19 protein-coding genes are annotated in these 20630 nt (G+C 69.8%); 14 read left to right on the top strand and 5 right to left on the bottom strand.

Features of this window, described 5'->3' with window-relative positions; genetic code table 11:
• Positions 1 to 60: 60 nt before the first annotated feature.
• Both IE307_RS27595 and IE307_RS27600 read right to left on the bottom strand, forming a co-directional pair.
• Positions 61 to 411 (bottom strand): metallopeptidase family protein, encoded by a 351-nt coding sequence (locus IE307_RS27595; RefSeq protein WP_191302290.1) that lies wholly within the window; start codon positions 409 to 411, stop codon positions 61 to 63.
• Positions 408 to 1433: a septum formation family protein gene (locus IE307_RS27600; protein ID WP_191302291.1), complete on the bottom strand. Its 1026-nt coding sequence runs from the start codon at positions 1431 to 1433 to the stop codon at positions 408 to 410. Before IE307_RS27600 ends, IE307_RS27595 begins: the two co-directional genes overlap by 4 nt.
• A gap of 194 nt (positions 1434 to 1627) precedes the next feature.
• Between IE307_RS27600 and IE307_RS27605 the strand changes: the two genes are divergently transcribed.
• From IE307_RS27605 to IE307_RS27615, 3 genes are read left to right on the top strand one after another with little or no spacing between them, the layout of a single operon-like run.
• Positions 1628 to 2308 carry a hypothetical protein gene (locus tag IE307_RS27605; RefSeq protein WP_308436406.1) on the top strand — a complete coding sequence of 227 codons (681 nt, stop codon included), beginning with the start codon at positions 1628 to 1630 and terminating at the stop codon, positions 2306 to 2308.
• Between the two features lie 6 nt (positions 2309 to 2314).
• Positions 2315 to 3478, top strand: coding sequence for a glutathionylspermidine synthase family protein (locus IE307_RS27610; RefSeq protein WP_191302292.1), 1164 nt, complete (start codon positions 2315 to 2317; stop codon positions 3476 to 3478).
• 22 nt (positions 3479 to 3500) lie between these two features.
• Entirely contained in the window at positions 3501 to 3956 is a 456-nt protein-coding gene (locus IE307_RS27615) for a DUF350 domain-containing protein (RefSeq protein WP_189156527.1), read from the top strand.
• A gap of 27 nt (positions 3957 to 3983) precedes the next feature.
• On the opposite strand, the gene IE307_RS27620 is transcribed toward IE307_RS27615, so the two are convergent.
• A complete protein-coding gene (locus IE307_RS27620) occupies positions 3984 to 4646 on the bottom strand; it encodes a helix-turn-helix domain-containing protein (protein ID WP_229905118.1) in 663 nt (220 codons plus the stop codon).
• 86 nt (positions 4647 to 4732) lie between these two features.
• Here IE307_RS27620 and IE307_RS27625 point away from each other — a divergent pair, with 86 nt between their 5' ends.
• The 9 genes from IE307_RS27625 (at position 4733) to IE307_RS27665 (ending at position 13756) form a co-directional block, all read left to right on the top strand.
• Positions 4733 to 5560 (top strand): NAD(P)H-binding protein, encoded by an 828-nt coding sequence (locus IE307_RS27625; protein ID WP_191302293.1) that lies wholly within the window; start codon positions 4733 to 4735, stop codon positions 5558 to 5560.
• A 33-nt stretch (positions 5561 to 5593) separates the two neighbouring features.
• On the top strand, positions 5594 to 6841 hold the full coding sequence (gene serS / locus IE307_RS27630) for a serine--tRNA ligase (RefSeq protein ID WP_191302294.1): 1248 nt from the start codon (positions 5594 to 5596) through the stop codon (positions 6839 to 6841).
• A 91-nt stretch (positions 6842 to 6932) separates the two neighbouring features.
• Entirely contained in the window at positions 6933 to 8303 is a 1371-nt protein-coding gene (locus tag IE307_RS27635) for a hypothetical protein (protein WP_191302295.1), read from the top strand.
• 110 nt (positions 8304 to 8413) lie between these two features.
• Positions 8414 to 9112, top strand: coding sequence for an acyl-ACP--UDP-N-acetylglucosamine O-acyltransferase family protein (locus IE307_RS27640; RefSeq protein WP_191302296.1), 699 nt, complete (start codon positions 8414 to 8416; stop codon positions 9110 to 9112).
• Between the two features lie 32 nt (positions 9113 to 9144).
• Positions 9145 to 9384, top strand: a complete 240-nt coding sequence (locus IE307_RS27645; protein WP_191302297.1) for an acyl carrier protein — start codon at positions 9145 to 9147, stop codon at positions 9382 to 9384.
• Positions 9377 to 10111, top strand: coding sequence for an SDR family NAD(P)-dependent oxidoreductase (locus IE307_RS27650; protein ID WP_191302298.1), 735 nt, complete (start codon positions 9377 to 9379; stop codon positions 10109 to 10111). The genes IE307_RS27645 and IE307_RS27650 overlap by 8 nt, the downstream gene beginning before the upstream one ends.
• Positions 10108 to 11481: an AMP-binding protein gene (locus IE307_RS27655; RefSeq protein ID WP_191302299.1), complete on the top strand. Its 1374-nt coding sequence runs from the start codon at positions 10108 to 10110 to the stop codon at positions 11479 to 11481. Before IE307_RS27650 ends, IE307_RS27655 begins: the two co-directional genes overlap by 4 nt.
• Positions 11478 to 12533, top strand: a complete 1056-nt coding sequence (locus IE307_RS27660; RefSeq protein ID WP_191302300.1) for a LuxE/PaaK family acyltransferase — start codon at positions 11478 to 11480, stop codon at positions 12531 to 12533. The genes IE307_RS27655 and IE307_RS27660 overlap by 4 nt, the downstream gene beginning before the upstream one ends.
• On the top strand, positions 12530 to 13756 hold the full coding sequence (locus IE307_RS27665; protein WP_191302301.1) for an acyl-CoA reductase: 1227 nt from the start codon (positions 12530 to 12532) through the stop codon (positions 13754 to 13756). The genes IE307_RS27660 and IE307_RS27665 overlap by 4 nt, the downstream gene beginning before the upstream one ends.
• Positions 13757 to 13822: 66 nt before the next feature.
• Here the strand turns inward: IE307_RS27665 and lhgD are convergent, their stop codons facing one another.
• The gene (gene lhgD, locus IE307_RS27670; protein ID WP_191302302.1) at positions 13823 to 14995 is read right to left on the bottom strand and encodes an L-2-hydroxyglutarate dehydrogenase; all 1173 of its coding nucleotides are present in this window, start codon (positions 14993 to 14995) and stop codon (positions 13823 to 13825) included.
• Positions 14996 to 15113: 118 nt separating this feature from the next.
• Positions 15114 to 15860, bottom strand: a complete 747-nt coding sequence (locus IE307_RS27675) for a glycosyltransferase (protein WP_191302303.1) — start codon at positions 15858 to 15860, stop codon at positions 15114 to 15116.
• Between the two features lie 191 nt (positions 15861 to 16051).
• Here IE307_RS27675 and IE307_RS27680 point away from each other — a divergent pair, with 191 nt between their 5' ends.
• The gene (locus tag IE307_RS27680; protein ID WP_191302304.1) at positions 16052 to 18241 is read left to right on the top strand and encodes a putative glycosyltransferase family protein; all 2190 of its coding nucleotides are present in this window, start codon (positions 16052 to 16054) and stop codon (positions 18239 to 18241) included.
• A gap of 136 nt (positions 18242 to 18377) precedes the next feature.
• The gene (locus tag IE307_RS27685) at positions 18378 to 20615 is read left to right on the top strand and encodes an alpha-N-acetylglucosaminidase (RefSeq protein ID WP_191302305.1); all 2238 of its coding nucleotides are present in this window, start codon (positions 18378 to 18380) and stop codon (positions 20613 to 20615) included.
• The last annotated feature ends 15 nt before the right edge of the window (positions 20616 to 20630 follow it).

A 20630-nucleotide genomic window follows, 5' to 3' on the forward strand; every position in this document is an offset into this window, starting at 1 on the left:
TCGGTGAGAGATGCGGGCCCTCGGCTGCCGCTGTCGCCCAACGAGCTTGCAGGACAGCGCCTAACCCCAGCCCAGTTCGTGCAGCTTCGCGTCGTCCACCCCGAAGTGGTGCGCGATCTCGTGCACCACGGTGATGATCACTTCCTCCACCACGTCGTCCTCGGTCTGGCAGACGTCGAGGATCGCCTCGCGGTAGATGAAGATGTGGTCGGGCAGGGTGCCGCCGTAGTCGGTGTTGCGCTCGGTCAGCGCGATGCCCTGGTAGAGCCCGAGCAGGGACGGCTCGTCGGGGTTGCGGTCCTCGACGAGCACCACGACGTTGTTCATCGCGTGCATGAAGTCGGGCGGGACCAGGTCCAGGGCCTCCTCGACCAGTTCGTCGAAGCGTGCCCTGGTCATCTCGACGGTCATCGGTTCTCCGCGCTCGAGGAGGGCGCCGTGGACGACGGCTTGTCGGGCTTGCCGGAGTCCTCGGGCTTGCCGGACTCGCCCGAGGGGGGCTGGTTCGACTCCGAGGAGTGCAGCGGGGCGCCGGTGGGCTCGTCCTGGGGCCTGACCGAGGTGGTCTGCGGCGGGTTCGCGGTGGTCAGGGGTGCGCCGTTGGGGTTGCGGACGCTGCCCTCCCACGCCACGAGCTTCTCGCCCTGGGGGACGGCGCCGATCTTGCAGTTGGCCTTGCGGGAGCCGACGGCCCAGCTCTCCTCGGCGCGGGTGTCCCACGTGAAGAGCAGGTTCTTGCCCTTCAGGTCGGCGCCGCCGGTGTACTCGGCGGCCATCACGGCGCACCTCTCGGACATCAGCGTGTCCTGCGCCTCGAGCGCCACGAACGGGCCCTCGGGGTGCTGCACGACGCCGATGATCTCGAACGCGTGCGGCTTGGCGCACTCGATCGGGTCACCCACGGTGTTGTTCTCGGCGAGCGCGACGCAGACGCCGGGGTCGTAGACGTTCGACTGGTCCGCGGTCTTCGCACTGCCGAACGACGGCAGGGCGGCTCCGGAGGGTGCTGTGACCTGCAGACCGCACCTGAGCTGCCGGTATCCGCTCGACCAGCGGGTCTCGTCCGGGTTCAGGGTGCTGACGCCGTACTTGCCCTTCGGGTCGAGCTTGCCCGCCATGTACGTGGTGGAGGCCTGGGCGCAGTTCTCCTGCGCGATCTTCTCCCAGGCCTCGGCGTTCGGGAACGGCGCTTCCTTCGGGTACGCGCCGGTGATGTCCGCCGTGCCGGTGACCTCGAACTTGTGCGCGGCGGTGCAGTCGACCTTCTGCGCGTCGGACAGGTCGGTCTTCTCCCAGTTGAGACACTCGCCGACGGCGGCCTGGTAGGCCGCGTTCACCTGCTCACGCTTCGTGGTGAGAGGGCCTCCTGCCAGCACGGACGTGAACGCGGACAACATCAACAGGCCGAACGCGCCCACGAATGCGCCGACCATCACAAGCCGCGTGTCGCGGATGTGACCAGATCGACTCAACCAACCGGCGCTCGAAGACATCTCATCCATGATGCCCGTGCCGTGTGAGACCGCTGTGCGCCGGGGTTGGGGTCGAGTGTTGCTTTTAGGACACTCGTCACTGAATCGGCCGTGTTTTCACAGTCTCACTAGGTACCTTGCCCGCGGGAGTGGTGATGACTGACAACAACCTGCCAGGACCTGGCCAGCCGACGCCCCAGCCTGGGTCGCCGTCGGGACAGCCCGGCCAGCCGCAACAGCCCGGCCAGCCTCAGCAGCTGCCGCCGTACCAGCCTGCGCAGCAGCAGGCGGGTCCGAACCAACCCGGGCAGAGGCCTGCCAAGGGCCAGGTGCGCCAGCAGCAGGCAGGCGTGACGAAGCCGCGCCAGGCGTCGGTCGCCGAGCAACGCGCTCGTGCCGCCGCGCAGAAGGCGCAGCAGGAGCGGTTCGCCGCCGAGTCCGCCGCCTTCGAGAAGAAGCGCAAGACCCGCAAACGCCTGCTCATCGGCGGTGGCGTCACCGTGGGCGTGGTCGCGCTGGTCGCGATCTGGTACGCGGCCGCCAGCCCCAAGAACGTCACGGCGCAGTGCACCGACCAGAACAACGTCATCGTCGACGACGACTACTGCTCGGACAGCTACTACCGCAGTCACGGCGGGTACTCGAGCGGTGGCTTCATCTACATCGGCAGCAGCTCGTACCGCTACAACTACGGCGGCTCGGGCTCGGTCGGGCAGAAGGCGGTCGGCGGCAGCTACACGATCCCCAAGGGCGCGAACGTCTCGACGAAGTCGGGCACGTCGGTCCAGCGCGGCGGCTTCGGCGTCAGCAGCGGCTCGAAGAGCAGCGGAGGCTGAGCACAGTTGCGTCGTGAAGCCTCACACCCGCGGCCGAACTGGCAGCGGACGGTCTCTGACCAGGGGTTGGTCTTCGGCCTGCCCGCGAAGTACGCGAACGGGTCCGACCGCCCCTACTGGGACGAGTCGGTGCACTACGTGTTCGAGATGAGCGAGATCCTCTCGCTCGAAGCCGACGTCGAGCTGCTCCACTCCATGTGCCTCGACGCCGTCGACAACGTCGTCCTCACCGAGCGCTACCGCGACTTCGGCATCCCCGAGTGGGTGTGGCCGCACATCGCCGAGTCGTGGCGGCGCCGCGACCCGCACGTGTACGGCCGCTTCGACCTGCGCTACGACGGCTCGGGTCCCGCGAAGCTGCTCGAGTACAACGCGGACACCCCCACGTCGCTGCTCGAGGCCGCCTACATCCAGTGGTACTGGAAGACCGAGGTCTTCCCGGACGACGACCAGTGGAACTCGCTGCACGAGCGCCTCGTCGAGCAGTGGACCGAGATCGGTGCCAAGCTCCCGTCCGGTGAGCTGCACTTCAGCTGGTCGGGCGCCGACCCGTCCGGCGAGGACCACCTCACCACCGCCTGCCTGCAGGAGACGGCCGCCGAGGCCGGGCTCAACACCGTGGGCATCGCGATGGAGGACATCGGCTGGGACACGCTGCTCAACCGGTTCGTCGACCTCGAAGAAGCCCCGATGGGCACGGTCTTCAAGCTCTACCCGTGGGAGTGGGTGGTCGAGGAGGAGTTCGGCCGCCACGCCGTCGAGTCGCTGCCCGGCACCCTGTGGCTCGAGCCGCTGTGGAAGATGCTGCTGTCCAACAAGGCGCTGCTCGCCGTGCTGTGGGAGATGTACCCGGGCCACCCCAACCTGCTCCCCGCCTACCTCAACGACCCCGGCATGCTCACCGAGTACGTGCGCAAGCCGCTGCTCGGGCGCGAGGGGGCGAACATCCAGATCGTCGCTCCCGGCTACGAGACGCAGACCGGTGGCGTCTACGGCAAAGAGGGATTCGTCTACCAGCTGTTCGATCCGCTTCCGGAGTTCGACGGCTACCGCCCCGCGTTGGGTGCCTGGGTCGTCGGCGACACGTCGGCGGGCCTCGGCATCCGGGAAACAGTCGGTCTCGTGACCGACGATGGCGCGGCGTTCGTGCCGCATCGAATTGTTGAGTAAGACTCCGAAAGGGAACAGGTAAATGGACTACACGACGCTCGCGTTGGACCCCGGCTTCGGCTCGGCCATCGGCCGGGGCATCGGCGCGATCGCGCTGTACGCCGTCGTCGGTCTGGTCCTCATGGTGTTCGGCTTCTACGCGATCGACTGGACGACGCCGGGCAAGCTGTCGATCCTGGTCCGCAACGGCGCCCCGAACGCCGTGATCGTCACCGCCTCCGGTCTCGTCTCGATGGCGCTGATCGTCGTCGTCGCCATCTACAGTTCGGCGGGCAAGCTCGACGAGGGCCTGCTGTCCGCTCTCATCTACGGCCTTCTCGGCATCGTCGTGCAGGTGGCGGCCGTCCGACTGCTGGAGTGGGTGACCCGTCTGGACATCGGCTCGCTGATCGAGTCGGACCGATTCGCCCCTGCCTCCGTCGTCGTGGCCGCCGCGCACGTGGCGCTGGGCCTCGTGGTGGCTGTCGCGATCATCTAGTACCCGCTGTGCGAAGGGACCCGGTGCTCAGGCGCCGGGTCCTTTCGCGTGACAGGGGAGGGCGGCGGGCAGGTCGCCCCGGCGGAAAGCCGCGGGGGACACGCCCATGAGCCGGCGGAACTCGCCGGTCAGGTGCGCCTGGTCGTAGAAGCCGGTGCCGGCGGCGACCTCGGCCCACGGCCGGTCCTGCGCGAGCACGGCGCGCAGCCGGTCGATGCGGGCGAAGTGCTTGGGCGACACACCGACGCCGTCGAGGAACAGGGTGCGCAGGTGGCGCTCGCTGACGTGCAGCTCCCGCGCGACCGCCGCCACGGAACCCCCGGCCAGCAACGCGGTCGCCTCGCGCAGGAGCTCGTCGCGCCGCGGGTCCTCGTGCCCGCCCGGGAACTCGCCGAGGGGCACCACCCGGTCGACGAGCTCGTGAGCGGGACGGCCGAGCAGGCTCCGGACCCGTCCGGTGTGGATCCTGGCCCGGACGCACCACGGTCCCGGATCGCTGCGGTGGTAGCGGGCGCGGGTGCGCGGCCCCTCGACGACGAGTTCGCTGCCGTGATCCGGCACCACGCGCAGGACCAGGGTGGTGGCGTGGTCCGGTTCGGCGAGCACGGTCCGCTCGTCGCCGGCCGTCGCGACGCTGATCCCGGAGATCCACGCCCGCAGGTCCGCGGGCACCTCGACGCGCTCCTCCACGGCACCACCGTAGCCGCGCCGGTCACCCCGCGACCGTGCCGAAATCTCCAAGCCGCCGGGCGGATCGCGGTGACACCGTCGCCCGCATGATCCTGATCACCGGTGCCACCGGCACCGTCGGAAGCCACCTGGTCCGGCAGCTGACCGCGCGGGGTGAGGCGGTCCGCGCCCTGTCCCGCAAGCCAGGGGAAGGGCTGGTCCGGGCCGACTTCGACGACCCGGCCTCACTGGCGGCGGCGGTGGCCGGCGTGCGGGCGGTCTTCCTGCTCACCGCGCCCGTGACGCCCACCCCGGCTCACGACCTGGCGATGCTGGAAGCGGCGAGGTCAGCGGGCGTGACCGCCGTGGTGAAGCTGTCCGCGATCGGCACCGGCCAGACGTTCGAGGGCCGGACCGTCGGAGCCTGGCACCAGGAGGCCGAGCGGGCGGTGAAGGCGAGCGGCCTGGCCTGGACGGTCCTGCGGCCCTCCAGCTTCGCCTCGAACGTCCTGCGGCTCCCGCGTCCGATGCCCAACACGACCGGCACGGCCGCCCAGGGCGTCGTCGATCCCGGTGACGTGGCCGCGGTCGCCGCCGAGGTGCTGACGTCGCCGGGCCACGCCGGACGGACCTACACCCTGACCGGCCCGGAGCTGCTCAGCGTCCCCGAGCAGGCCGCGATCATGGAGTCCGTGCTGGGGACACCTGTTCCCACCGCCGACGTTCCCCTCGACGCCGCCCGCGAGCAGATGCTGCGCAGCGGAGCCCCGCCGGCGGCCGTGGACGCGGCGGTCACCGGGATGGCGTGGGCCCGCGCCGGGCACAACGCCGTGGTGACCGGCGACGTGCCGCGACTGCTCGGACGCCCCGCCACCGACTTCGCCACCTGGGTGCGCGCGAGTCCGTTGAACAGCGCGAACCGGATATCCGGATGAAGCGCGGATCGGGTGGGGACTACCCTTCTCCAGGTGATTGACCTCAAGGTGTTGCGCGAGAACCCGGAGATCGTGCGCGCGTCGCAGCGTGCCCGTGGCGAGGACGAGGCCGTCGTCGACAGCCTGCTGTCCGCGGACGAGCGCCGGCGTTCCGCCATCTCCCGCGCGGACACCCTGCGCGCCGAGCAGAAGGTGCTCGGCAAGGAGGTCGGCAAGGCCAAGGGCGACGACCGCGCGGCCCTGCTCACCAAGGCGAAGGACCTGGCCGCCGAGGTCAAGGCCGCCGAGGCCGAGCAGCACGCCACCAACGACGAGGTCCAGGAGCTCCTGGCGAAGATCCCGAACCTGGTGCACCCGGACGCGCCGGTCGGCGGCGAGGACGACTTCGTGGTCGTCAAGACGGTCGGCACGCCCCGCGAGTTCGACTTCGAGCCGCAGGACCACCTCGACCTGGGCACGAAGCTCGGCGCGATCGACATGGAGCGCGGCGCCAAGGTCGGCGGCAGCAGGTTCTACTTCCTCAAGGGCGTCGGCGCGCAGCTCGAGCTCGCGCTGCTCAACATGGCGGCGGCGCAGGCCACGGCCAACGGGTTCGAGCTCATGATCACGCCCACGCTGGTGCGGCCGGAGATCATGGCGGGCACCGGGTTCCTGGGCGCGCACTCGAGCGAGATCTACCACCTGCCGAACGACGACCTGTACCTCGTCGGCACGTCGGAGGTGCCGCTCGCCGGCTACCACGCCGACGAGATCCTCGACGGTGAGCGCCGGTACGCGGGCTGGTCGTCGTGCTACCGCCGCGAGGCAGGGTCGTACGGCAAGGACACCCGCGGCATCATCCGCGTGCACCAGTTCAACAAGGTCGAGATGTTCTCCTACGTCAAGCCAGAGGACGCCGAGGCGGAGCACGCCCGGCTGCTCGGCTGGGAGGAGGAGATGCTCGCCAAGATCGAGGTCCCCTACCGCGTCATCGACACGGCGACGGGCGACCTCGGCACGTCGGCGCACCGCAAGTTCGACTGCGAGGCCTGGGTGCCGACGCAGCAGAAGTACCGCGAGCTGACCTCGACGTCGAACTGCACCACGTTCCAGGCGCGCCGGCTCAACGTCCGCTACCGCGACGAGAACGGCAAGTCGCAGATCGCGGCCACGCTGAACGGCACGCTGGCCACCACCCGGTGGATCGTGGCGATCCTCGAGAACCACCAGCAGGCTGACGGATCGGTCGTCGTCCCCGAGGCGATGCGCCCGTTCATGGGCGGCCTGGAAGTCCTCAGGTAAAAGTTTCCCGAAACCTGTATTTCGACGGGCACGGCGGCGTCCTCCTTTCAGACACCACATGGGGGTGTGGTGCAGCACGCAGGGGGAAGTCATGTCTTTCGAAGCAGCGGTCGGCGAAGTCGACGTCACACCGGTGGCCCCGCCGTACCCGAGCCTGTGGATGGGCGGGTACGGCTGGGGGCCGCGGGGCAACCACGGGGCGGTGGCGCGGCGGTTGCGCGCCCAGTGCCTGGTCCTCTGGGACGGCGGAGTGCCGAAGGTGATGGTGCGCGCCGACCTGATCAGCGTGCCCAGGGACGTGCACCAGTCGATCAGGTCGACGCTCGTCGATGAGGGACTGGTCGCGACCGGCGACTTCATGCTGCTGGCGAGCCACACGCACTCCGGCGCCCTGTACGGGGACACCCGGCCCAGCCCGTTCGTGCTGATGAACCTCAGCCAGGCCGACGTCGACGCCGTCAACGGCACGACCTCGATGATCACCGACGCGCTGGTGCAGCTGGTCCGCGACACGCTGGAGCTGGAGCGGACCCCGGTCACGCTGGCCTACGCCGAGGGCGAGGCCAAGATCGGCCACAACCGGGTGGCGGACCACGGCGCCGTGCTCGACACCGTGCCGGTGCTGCGCCTGGACACGACCGGCGGCGACCTGTTCGCGGTGGTCTTCGGGGCGGCCTGCCACCCCGTGTCGCGCGGCAACGACGACGTGTTCGACGGCGAGTTCCCGGCCGTCGCGTCCGAGTTCGTGCAGGACGCGCTCGGCGTGCCCGCGCTGTTCGTCCAGGGCACGTGCGGCGACCAGGAGGCGGACGACCCGCACGGCCCGGCCACCACCGAGCACCTGGGCGTCGTCCTCGGCCAGGCGGTGCTCGACGTCCTCGGCGACGGCGGGTTCGACGCCGTCACGGGACCGGTCCAGACGGCGCTGACCGAGGTCGACCTGCCGTTCCACGCCGACACCTCGGACCCGGTCGTGCGCGCCTCCGTCCACGCGAAGTACAAGCTCCGCCGCAGGGTGATGGGCCCGCAGAGCCCGAACTGGCGGCACGCGGGCCTGATGCTGAAGCTGATGGACGCGGGCCAGCTGCCCACCTCCATGCCGATGCCGATCCAGCGCTGGCGGTTCGGCGGGCTGAGCATCCTCGCGCTCGCGCACGAGCCGCTGTCGAGCTACCACGTGAACCTCCGCGCGGCGTTCGACGGCAACCTCTGGGTCATGGGATACGCCAACGAGTGCGAGGGCTACGTCGCGGACAACGACACCCTGCGCTCGGGCGGTGACCTGCACTCGGGCTACGAGGCGGGGTGGAACCACCACGACCCCACCATCGCGGGGGAGGGCACCTTCTGCGTCTCCTACGCGTGGCCGGGACCGCTGAAGTTCTCCGACACCGCCACGCCGGCGGCCGGCACCACCGAACGGATCGTCATGGACACGAGCCTGGGCCTGCTCAGCTCGTAGCCGGTCGGTCCCCGTTCTGCCCGTCAAGTAGAGTGGCCCACCGGCCCCGTCGGGTGGAAGTGCCCTGGTGACGTGGGTTACACCTCAACTCACGGGCAGGACGGGGACCAGTGGCGAACCGCATTCACGAGACCGCGATCATCGGCGAGGACGTCGAGATCGGCGACGACAACGTGATCGGCCCGTACACGGTCATCGCCGGACCGACCCGCATCGGCGACGGCAACTTCATCGGCCCGCACGTCAGCATCGGCGGGCCCGCCGAGTTCCTGAGCGCGCCGCACCTGGCCGGCTGGGACGGCGAGAACGACGGCCCCGGCGTGGTGATCGGCGACCGCAACCGCATCCGCGAGTTCGTCACGATCAACCAGGGCGCCAAGGACGCGACCCGGCTCGGCAACGACAACTACGTCATGGGCCGCGCCCACATCGCGCACGACTGCGTCGTCGACAACAGCGTCGTCATCACCAGCGCCGTGCAGATCGCCGGCCACTGCCACGTGTGGAGCGGGTCCAACATCGGCCTCGGCACCGTGGTGCACCAGGGCACGCAGATCGGCCCCGGCGCGATGATCGGGCTCGGCTCGGCCATCCGCAAGGAGGTCGGTGCGTTCACCATCACCCTGGGCAACCCGGCCCGCACCACGGGCGTCAACGTGATCGGCCTGTCCCGTCGCGGGTGCGACGAGGCCGCGATCACCGCTCTCACCGGTTTCCTCACCGGCAAGGAGGCGGAGGTTCCCGCCGGCCTGCCGGAGGAGCTCGCCGCGCTGCTCAAGGCGTGGACCGAGCGTTCGAACGAGCACTGAGACCCAGACCCGTCCGAGAGAACGAGAGAACGATGTCCCTGAACGACCGTCTTCGTGGTGTCTTCGTGGACGCCCTCCAGCTCGACGACTCCGTGGACGTCGAGAACCTCAAGTACCGCGACATCGACGAGTGGGACTCGGTCGGCCACATGGCGCTCGTCGCCGCCATCGAGGACGAGTTCGACGTCCAGTTCGAGACCGAGCAGGTCATCGACATGAGCAGCTTCAAGGTCGCCGTCGACATGCTGAAGGGCCTCGGCGCGGGTGAGTGATCTCGCCGGCAAGGTAGCGGTCGTCACCGGCGGCACGCGCGGCATCGGCTTCGCCACCGCCGGGTTGCTGGCGCAGGCGGGCGCGACGGTGGTCATCACCGGCCGCGACCGCGAGACGGCCGAGAAGCGCGCCGCCGAGCTGGGCGAGCACGTCCACGGCGTGGCGCTCGACGTCGCCGACTCCGCCGCGATCAAGGACGTCTTCAAGGCGGTCGCGAAGGAGCACGGGCGCATCGACGTGCTCGTGGCCAGCGCGGGCGTGCTGGAGGGCGGCCTCATCGGCATGCTCACCGACGACCACGTGTCGAAGACGCTGACCACGAACGTCGCCGGCTCGATCAACTCCGTGCAGGCGGCGGCGCGGGCCATGATGCGCAAGCGCACCGGCTCGATCGTGCTGATCGGCTCGATCGTCGGCGAGCGCGGCAACGCGGGCCAGATGGTCTACGCGGCGTCCAAGGCGGCGCTGGTCGCGGCGGCGAAGTCCGCGGCGAAGGAGCTCGGCAGGCACGGGATCAGGGTCAACGCGGTCGCGCCCGGCGTGATCGCGACCGACCTGATCTCGGAGCAGTCCGACGAGGTGCTGGAGCGGATCAAGGGCGACACCGCCCTCGGCCGGCTCGGCACTGCGGAAGAGGTGGCCAAGGTGATCCGGTTCCTGGTCAGTGACGACGCGTCGTTCGTCACGGGTCAGGTGCTCGGGATCGACGGAGGTTTGGTGCTGTGACGCTGCTGCACGCTCAGGCCCGCCTGCGTGACGCCGCGACCGGTGAGCTGCTCGGCGGTGCCGAGCTCGCCGGTCGCGTGTCCGAGGCGGCGAAGGAACTCGCCGATCTGCCGTCCGGGGTGCTGTTCCTCCGGGTCGGCCTGGACCTGACGAGCGTGCTGCGGTACCTGGGTGCGTTCGAGGCGGGCCGCGCCGTCGCGCTGCTCGACCCGGCGCAGGACCGCGAGGTGCTGGACGGGCTCGTGGCCCGCTTCCGCCCCGCGGCCGTCCTGGGCATCGAGGACGAGCCCGCTCCGGGCTACACGCGGGACTGGGTGCGCGAGGACGCGGACGGCGTCGCCCCGCACCCCGACCTGGCCGTGATGCTCCCGACCAGCGGTTCGACCGGCAACCCGAAGTTCGTGCGACTGTCCCGCTCGGCGATCCTCGCGAACGCCGACGCGATCGCCGAGGTGCTCGGGATCACCTCCGACGAGGTCGCGCCGACCACCCTGCCGCTGCACTACAGCTACGGCATGTCCGTGCTCAACAGCCACCTGCGCCAGGGCGCGACGGTGCTGCTGGAGGGCTCCGGCGTGGTCGCCCGGCCGTTCTGGGACGCGGTCACGCAGTACGGCGTGACGTCGCTCGCCGGCGTGCCGTACCACTACGAGATGCTGCGCCGGCTGCGGTTCGACCCGGCCAAGTACCCGACGCTGCGCACGCTGACGCAGGCCGGCGGCAAGCTCCGCAGCGACCTGGTGAGCGAGTTCAACGACAAGATGCGCGCCGTCGGCGGGCAGATGTTCGTGATGTACGGCCAGACCGAGGCCGCGCCCCGGATGGCCACCGTGCCGTCGGACAGGCTCGCCGAGAAGGTCGGTTCCGCCGGACCCGCGCTGCCGGGCGGCACGTTCGCGATCCGCGACGAGGCCGGGAACGAAATCGCCGAGGCCGGTGTTGCCGGTGAGGTGGTGTACCGCGGGCCGAACGTGATGATGGGCTACGCCGAGTCCGAAGCCGAGCTCGCTCTCGGCGACGAGACCGGCGGCGTGCTCGTCACGGGTGACCTCGGGTACCTCGACTCCGACGGGTTCCTCTACATCACCGGCCGGCTCAAGCGGATCGGCAAGGTGTTCGGCAACCGGGTCAACCTGGACGACCTGGAGCAGATCGTGAAGGGCTTCGGCGCGGCCGCCGCCGTGCCCGCGGGCGACAAGGTCGTCGTCTTCCTCGACAGGGCCGAGAAGGACACCTGCAAGCAGGCCGCGAAGTTGCTGTCCGAGACGCTGCACCTGCACGTCACGGGCTTCGACGTGCGTCCGGCGGAGGGTTTCCCGCAGCTGCCCAGCGGCAAGATCGACTACCGGTCCTTGGAGGCACAGGTATGAGCGTCTTCGGACGCAGCCAGGCCGAGCGCGAGACCGCGCTGCTGGCGGAGCTGACCGAGCTGACCGAGCACCACCGCGCGAACTCCGAGCAGTACGACCGCATCCTGTCGTCGCTCGGCATCCGCTCCGGTGAGGGGTTCGGATCGCTGAACGACCTGCCGTGGCTTCCCGTGCGCATGTTCAAGACGCACGAGCTGAAGTCCATCCCGGACTCCGAGGTCTTCAAGGTCCTCACCTCGTCCGGCACGACCGGCGGTGGCGCCTCGCGGATCTACCTCGACAAGGAAGCCGCCGGGGTGCAGACCAAGCAGCTCGGCGCGACGCTGCAGGAAGTGCTGGGCGGCAAGCGGCTGCCGATGCTCATGGTCGACACCATCAGCATCATCAAGAACCGCCGCTCGTTCTCCGCCCGCGGCGCTGGCGTGCTGGGCATGGCCACGTTCGGCCGCGGTCACGTCTACGCGCTGGACGAGAACGACCAGCCCGACGTCGAGGCGGTCAAGGAGTTCCTCGCCAAGCACGGCGGCGAGCCGTTCCTGATCTTCGGCTTCACCTTCATGGTGTGGCAGTACCTCTACGAGGTCGCGCGTGAGCACAAGTTGGACCTGTCGAACGGCATCCTCATCCACTCCGGTGGCTGGAAGAAGCTCATCGACATCGCGGTCGACAACTCGGAGTTCCGCAAGCGCTTCGCCGAGGACACGGGTCTGACGCAGATCTACAACTACTACGGGATGATCGAGCAGATCGGCACGGTCTTCCTGGAGGGCCGCTCCGGCAACTCCCTGTACTGCCCGGACTTCGCGGACGTCATCATCCGCAACCCGGACACGTGGGAGGAGCAGCCGGTCGGCGAGCCCGGTGTCATCGAGGTCGTCTCGACGCTGCCGCGCAGCTACCCGGGCCACGTGCTGCTGACCGAGGACCTCGGTGTGGTGCACGGGATCGACGACGGCGACTGGCCGGGCAAGCGGTTCTCCGTGCTCGGCAGGCTCCCGCGCGCCGAGGCCCGCGGCTGTTCGGACACCTTCTCTGGAGCTGTTGCCTCATGAAGCGCCGTTTCCCGGCAGGACCCGACGTCTCCTCGGTCGACGAGCTCCTCGCGAGCATCTCCGGCGAGCCCACCGGCGGCCGGCTGAAGGTCGGCGACGAGCGGATCGTCGACTTCCTGGTGAAGTTCGCGCGCAAGCTGCTCGCCCCGCAGATGGCCCGCCGCTACCCGGAACTGGCCTCGCTGGGCTTCTTCCTGCGCCGCGGTGAGATCGGCAAGGTGCTCAAGCACCTGGAGACCCCGGCCGGTGTGCTGCGCTTCGGCCGCGGCCTCGTCTTCCACATCCCGCCCGCCAACGTGGACACGATCTTCGTGTACTCGTGGGCGCTGTCCGCTCTCGCCGGCAACAGCAACGTCGTGCGCATCTCGCCGCGTTCGGCCGGTGCGGCGGAGGCCGTCGTCGAGGCGCTGAACGACGCGCTGCGCGACGCCCACCCGGCCGTCGCGCAGACCCAGGTCATGGTCACCTACGACCGCGACGACAAGGTCACCGCGGCGCTGTCCGCCGCGTGCGACCTGCGCGTGATCTGGGGCGGCGACCGAGCGGTCAACGAGGTGCGCAAGCTGCCGCTCGCGCCGCACTCGCGCGACGTGACGTTCCCCGACCGCGCCTCGTTCGCGCTGATCTCCGTCGACGGCTGGACCAAGGCCACGCCGGAGAAGAAGCGTGAAGTGGCGGTCGGCTTCTACAACGACTCGTACTGGTTCGACCAGGCCGCCTGCTCGTCGCCGCGCGCGCTGTTCTGGGTCGGTGACGAGGTCGCGGGCCAGCAGGCGCGCACCGAGTTCCGCGCCGAGCTGAGCGCGGTCCTCGAGGCCAAGCACCACGTCGTCGAGCCGGCGATGGCCGTGCAGAAGCGCGTCTCCGCCTACGGGGTCGCGGCGGACGGCCACGCGAAGTCCATCTCGTTCGACGGCAACGCCGTGGCGACGCTGGAGCTGACGGAGGCGGCGGACGTGCCGCGCGAGTGGCTGGGCGCGGGCACCTTCCCGTTCGCCACGCTGCCGACGCTGTCCGCGCTGGTGCCCATGGTGCAGCGCAAGGACCAGACGCTGTCGGTGTTCGGCTTCTCGCAGGAGGAGCTGGAGGCGCTTGCGCACGACCTCGCCGGGCGCGGCATCGACCGCATCGTGCCGTTCGGCAACGCGCTGACGTTCTCCGACCACTGGGACGGCTTCGACCTGCCCGCGGAGTTCACGCGCCTGGTGACCGTCCAAGCCTGACAGTCCACGCACGACGAAGAGCGGCCTGCACCCCGGTGCCGGCCGCTCTTCCGCGTTCTCCGGAGTTCAGTCCTCGCTCAGGTCGGCGACGTGCTTCGCGATCTCCAGCGCACCCGTGGCGGCGGGCGACGGCGCGTTCAGGACGTGGATCTGGCGCGGCGCGGACTCGATCAGGAAGTCGTCGACCAGCGAGCCGTCCGGCAGCATCGCCTGGGCCCGCACACCCGCTTCGGCGCGCACCAGGTCGGCCTCGCCGACGGCGGGCACGAGCCGGGCGAGGCTGGCCGCGAAGCGCTTGCGGGACAACGACCTCAGCACTTCGTCGACACCGGTCCTCGCGAACCGCCTGGCCAGCTTCCAGGTACCGGGGAACCGGGCGACGCCGGCCACGTCGGCGAGGGAGAAGTCCCGCCACCGGTAGCCCTCGCGGCGCAGCGCCAGCACCGCGTTGGGGCCCGCGTGCACGCTGCCGTCGATCATGCGCGTGAGGTGCACGCCGAGGAACGGCAGCGCGGGGTCCGGGACCGGGTAGATGAGGCCGCGCACCAGGTTCCTGCGGTCGGGGCGCAGCTCGTAGTACTCGCCGCGGAACGGCACGATCGTCGCGGCCGGCCGGAGTCCGGCCAGGCGGGCGACCCGGTCGCTGTGCAGGCCTGCGCAGTTGACCAGCGCGTCACCGCGGACCACGCCCTGCGGTGTCGCGACCTCGACCTTCTCGCCGCGGGTGCGGATGGCCAGTGCGGGCGACGCCAGGCGCAGGTCGTGGCCGTCGAGGTCGCGGACGAGCGACGCGCAGACCGCCGGGTAGTCGACGATGCCGGTGCTCTCGACGCGCAGCGCGGCGACGCACGACACCTCGGGCTCGTGCTCGCGCGCCTCGGCGGCGGTGATCAGCTTGGCCGGGACGCCGTTCGCCTCCGCGCGCGACGCGAGCGCGTGCAGGCGGGGGACCTCCTCGGCGTCGGTGGCGACGACGAGCTTGCCGCAGATGTCGACGGGAACGCCGTTCTCCTCGGCGTAGCGGGCCATGGACGCGTTGCCCGCCACCGACATGCGGGCCTTCAACGACCCCGGCTTGTAGTACAGACCGGCGTGCAGCACGCCGCTGTTGTGGCCGGTCTGGTGCTCTGCCCAGCCGGTCTCCTTCTCGAGGACCGTGACCGCGTTGCCGCGCAGAGCGAGCTCACGGGCGACCGAGAGCCCTACGATCCCGCCACCGATGACGATCACCTGACGCACTCGGCACGCTCCTGTTCTCCGGCGGTCGCCTGAGAATAGCCAGCGTGACGGCCCCGCAGACGCGAATGCGCACGTGCCGACGAGTCCGGCACGTGCGCATTCGCGGTGGGGCGCTGGATCAGCGGCCGTGCGTCTTGCGGTGGAGCTTGCGGATCTTGAAGAGGCCGATGCCCATCGAGTAGGCGTCGTGGAACACGCGAATGGTGCTGCCCGCGCCGGTGTGGATGCGGCGCAGCTTCACCGGCACCTCGACGGGGTGGTTGCCCTCGAGCTCGGCGAGGTAGACCAGCTCCGTCGTGAGCAGGAAGCCCGGCGCCGTGAGCTTGCCGACGACACCGCGAGCCCACGTGCCGTCGAGCACGAACGTGCCCTGCGGGTCGCGGGTCTTCATGCCGAGGATCAGCCAGCGCAGGACCAGGAAGCCGGTGCTCAGCACCGCGCGCAGCAGCGTGCGGTCCATGTCCGACTTCGGGTGCGCCTTCGAGCCGATGATGACCTTGTGCTTGTTCAGGCCGATCTTCTGCGCCTCGTCCAGGTCGTCGAACCCGAACGGCAGGTCGTCCGCGCTGAGCACGACCGACGAGCCACGAGAAGAGCCGATGCCCTTCTTCAGCGCGTGGCCGAGACCCTTCTCCGAGGTCAGCACGCGCAGCTCGACGCCCTCGAACTGCCACTCGCGCTGGAGCTTGGCGAGCAGTTCGGGCGAGTCGTCGGTTGACCCGTTCTCCACCACGAGGATTTCGGAGTGGGTCCCATGGAGACGGTCACCCAGCTCCTTGAGCGTGGCCTCGATCGCGTCCGAGCTGTTGTACGCGGGAATGACGTAGCTGAGCGCGAGCTGATCGGTGGGCTCTGGTGTTCCCACGTTTTCTCCCTGGCAGACTGTGTCCGGGCGGTCTGACACGACCGTAACGGCGAGCAACTTTAACGTGACCCCGGAATGCTCATCGGCCCGGGCATGCCCGAAGCGGTGTGGCAGCTGAAAGGATCTTGATTGTGACTCTCACGGAACCCAGAGCCGCTGATCGATCTGGGTCGGCGGATCCGGGAGACGGCGTGCAGGCGGAGCTGCGGAGTCGCTGGTCAGGCATTTTCACGATCGCGGGGATTGTCGCATTCGTCGCGGTCGTCGCCCAGCTGCCGCTGATTCGCAACCGGATCTTCTACTACTGGGACGACTCGGCCGCGGCGTTCCTCCCGCACTGGTTCCGCATCGGTGAGCTGCTGCGCCAGGGCGACTGGCCCACGCTGGTCCCCGAGAGCTGGATGGGCGGCAACTACGCCAGCGAGGCCATGCTCGGCCTGTGGAACCCGGTGTCGCTGGGCAACTACGTGGTCGTCTCGCTGCTGCCGGACGTGGCCGTCGCCGCGACGTTCGTCAAGACCGAGTTCCTCGTGCTGCTCGCCGTCGGTGTGTACCTGCTGGCCAGGGAGTACGGCGCCAACCGGGGCGCCGCCGCCGTCGTCGCGACCGCCCTGCCGTTCTCCGGCTACACCCTCTTCTTCGACGCCTCCGCGTGGGTCGCCGGCCTGATGGCGTTCGCCTGGCTGCCGTGGGTCTGGTGGGCCGCCCGCCGCTTCGCCACCGGCAAGTCGAACCCGATCTGGCTGCTCGTCTTCGGTTACCTCGCCATGACCGTCGGCAACCCCTACGGCGCGCTCGGCGTCGTCTTCATCCTGCTCGGCGTCGCGCTCGAGCTCGCCGTCCGCAAGAACTGGCGCAAGCTCGGCCACCTGGTCGTCACCGGCGGTCTCGTCGGCGCCTCGTCGCTGGTCGTGTTCTTCCCGCTGCTCGGCAGCGCCGCCGTCACCTGGCGCACCGACAACTCGATCCGCAACGACGGCTTCCTGGTGCCGAACCTCGCCGACCTGCTCGGCATGAGCGCACCGACGTTCCAGGCGCAGTTCAACACCTGGACCGGCAGCTGGATCAGCTTCCCGATCACCTACCTGGCGTGGTTCGTGGTGCCGCTGGTGCCGTGGCTCGCCTGGTCGGTGCTGCGCGACCGCTGGCGCGACTACCTCGGCCTGTACGTGTTCGCGGGCATCTACCTGCTGCTGCTCATCGGCCCGTCGAACCTGTGGCTGTTCCGCTGGCCCGCGCGCCTGCTCGAGTACGTCTACCTGCCGCTGTCGGTGGTCGTCGCGCTGCTGCTGACCAAGGGCTTCCAGACGTCGAAGTGGCGTGCCCGGCTGACCCTGACCCTGGTCCTCGTCGGTCTCGGCTTCTACCTGTCCGTGGCGTCGACGCCCATGGCGTGGCGCTGGCACGGGCTGGCGACGGTCGTGGTGCTCGTGCTGCTCGGCGCCGTCCTGTACGCGGCCCGGTCCCGGCCCAAGTTCGTCGCGCTGGCACTGATCCTGGGCACGGCCGCCACACTGGGGCTGCAGGTCTCGCACTACCGGGGCAACCTCAACGTCAACCCGTGGAACTTCCCGCACAACGTTGCGGAGATGAAGAAGAACTTCGACGACCGCTACCAGGGCAACACCCTGCTCGTGGCGGACCTCGGGGCGCTCGAGAAGAACGCCGGCGGCGTCTCGCCCGAGACCTCGTGGCGGCACGCGCTGTTCGGCTCGCAGTGGGAGATCGCGGGTGTCGACGCGCTCAACTCCTACACCGGGCTCGGGTACTCCGCGTTCTCCGAGACGTTCTGCATGAACTACTTCGGCGGCACCTGTCCCGCCGCGTACAACGCCCTGTGGAAGAACGCCGGGTCGTTCTCCACGCCGCTGGCCGACGCCGTCCGGCTGCAGACCGTCGTGGTCGCGAACGGGTACGTCGAGGAGAACGGGCCCGAGCGCGTCCCCGCCGGGTGGTCGCTGCAGGAGCGCAACTCCGTGGTGACGGTGCTCAAGCGCGACGCGCCGCTGCCGTTCGCCGGGTCCCGCCTGTCGTACGCGTCGCCCGGCGTGCAGGTGTCCTCCGCGGCCTCCACCGGGTTCGAGGGCGAGCGGGTCTCCTACCGCGGGTCCGGCAAGGTCCTGTTCGCCGCGCTCGCGTGGCCGGGGTGGACGGCCACTGTGGACGGCAAGGACGTCAAGGTGGAGCAGGGTCCCGCGGGCTTGATCCAGCTCGACCTGCCGGCCTCGTCCGGTGAGTCCACTGTGGATCTCAAGTTCTCGCCGCCCGGGCTCGGGTTCGGGTGGAAGTTGTTGATCGGCGCACTGGCTCTGGGTCTGCTGCACGCCCTGTTCCTGGCCGTCGTCGACCGGCGGCGTTCGCGGGTGGCTGTCTCGGACTGATCCTCTTCTGCGAACACCGCGGGCCGGTCACCTGACCGGCCCGCGGTGTTTTTCGTCCGTCCACCTGGAAAACCGCTGATCAAGTAACGTGGACCAGGAGCAAGACGATCAAGACGGTGCGGGGACGGAGTAGGGCGTGCAGCGCAGAACCATCGTTGTGGTCGTGATCGTCGTGCTGCTGGCGGGTCTCGTCGTGGCGGACGTGCTCATCTCGTCCCGCAAGGCAGACGACCACACGGCGACCGACTCCCCCTCGGCTCGCGCCGCGATCACCCGCCTGCTCGGCGGTGACGAACGTCGTGCCGCGCAGTTCGAACTCCAGCGCGTCCCCGAGAAGCAGGGCCTCGCCGACTCGTTCGGCATCGGCGGCGAGGACGGGCGCGTGGTGCTGTCCGGCTCCAGCGACGTCGCGCTGATCTCCGGGTTCTCGTGGTGGCTCAAGTACGTGGCGGGTGGGCACCTGTCGACCAACGGCGACCGGATCGCGTTGCCGGAGACGTTGCCCGCACCCGACAAGCCCATCAGCAGGCGCACGACGCTCACCGACCGGTACGCCTACAACTTCACGGTCTTCGGCTACACGATGCCGTACTGGACGTGGACCGAGTGGGAACGCGAGATCGACTACCTCGCGGCGAGCGGCGTGAACCGCGCGCTCGTGCTCGTCGGGCAGGAAGCCGTCTGGTACGACACGTTCCAGTCGTTCGGGCTGTCCGAGTCCGAGGTGCGGGCGTGGATCGCGCAGCCGTCGTTCCAGCCGTGGCAGTGGTACGGCTCGACGACAGGCTTCGACCCCTCCGGCGGCGTGCACGCGGGACCGGTCAGCAAGGAGCTGATCGAGAAGCGCGCGGAGCTGGGCAGGAAGATCGCGGACCGCATGCGCAGCCTCGGCATCGCGCCGGTGTTCCCCGCGTTCATCGGCCACGTCCCGGACAAGGCGTTCGCCGACAGCAACCCGGACGCGCACCTGGTCCCGCAGGGCGGCTACTCCGGCCACCCGAGGCCGCTCTGGCTCGACCCCACCGACGAGCTGTACGACCGCGTCGCGGCCAAGTTCTACGAGGTGCAGACCGCCCGGTTCGGCGAGACCACCCACTACTCGAACGACCTGCTGCACGAGGGCGGTGAGCTGGGCGGCGTCGACCTCGGCGACGCGGGCCGCGCCGTGCAGACCGCGCTGAACAAGGCGCACCCCGACGCGATCTGGGTGCTGCAGGCGTGGCAGGACAACCCGATGCGCGAGCTGATCGAGGCGATCGACCGCAAGCGGGTGCTCGTGCTCGACCTCGACGCCGACGACGGCCCGTCGTGGAAGCGCAAGGACAAGTTCTGGGGCGCGCCCTGGGCGTGGGGGACGATCCAGAACTTCGGCGGCAGGCTCGGCACGTTCGGCAACCTGTACGAGCCGGGCCGGACGCTGCCGGAGGTCCGCAAGATGGGCAAGGGCGCGCGCGGCGACCTCGTCGGCACCGCGATGGTCATGGAGGGCACGTACCTCAACCCGGTGGTGCAGGACCTGTTCGGCGAGATGGTGTGGCGCGAGGAGCCGGTCGACCTCGACTCGTGGGTCACCGACTACGCGAAGCGCCGCTACGGCGTCGACGACCCGAACCTGCGCGAGGCGTGGAAGACGCTGCTCAAGACCGCGTACTCGTTCCGCGCCACCAACCACGAGAGCGGCGAGGGCCCGCACGAGAGCCCGTTCGTCGCGCTGCCGTCGCTGAAGATGACGTCGGCGTCGAACTGGGGCCCGAAGCAGCCCCGCTACCCGGCCGAGGAGTTCGAACCCGCGCTGCGGCAGCTCCTGAGGGCACCCGAGTCCGTGCGGCAGCTGGAGACCTACGAGTACGACCTCGTCGACGTGGCACGGCAGGTGCTCGCCGACCGCGGCCGCGCCAAGCTCGTGGAGATCGCCGAGGCCTACGGCGCCAAGGACATCGCCACCCTGGACACCACGACCGACGAGTTCCTGGCGTACATGACGCGCACCGACGAGCTGCTCGGCACGCAGAAGGACTGGCTGCTCGGCACGTGGCTCAACTCCGCGCGGTCGTGGGGCGGTGACGACGCCGAGAAGGCCCTGCTCGAACGCGACGCGCGCGGCATCATCACCATCTGGTCCGAGCCGGCCTGCGGGGTGCTGCGCGACTACGCCAACCGCGACTGGCAGGGCCTGGTCAGCGGCTACTACCAGCCCCGCTGGCAGCGCTACTTCGCCGAGCTCGCCGGCACCGTGGAGGCCGGGAAGCCGCCGAACATCGACTGGTGCGCGGTCGGGCGGGAGTTCACGTCGCAGACGACGGAGTACCCCGGCGCGCCCACCGGGGTGACTTACGACGTGGCGGCGCGGATCGCCGACGACCTCGGCCTCTAACTGCGAAAGGGGCCA

This window comes from Lentzea cavernae, assembly GCF_014653695.1.
GTDB lineage: Bacteria > Actinomycetota > Actinomycetes > Mycobacteriales > Pseudonocardiaceae > Lentzea > Lentzea cavernae.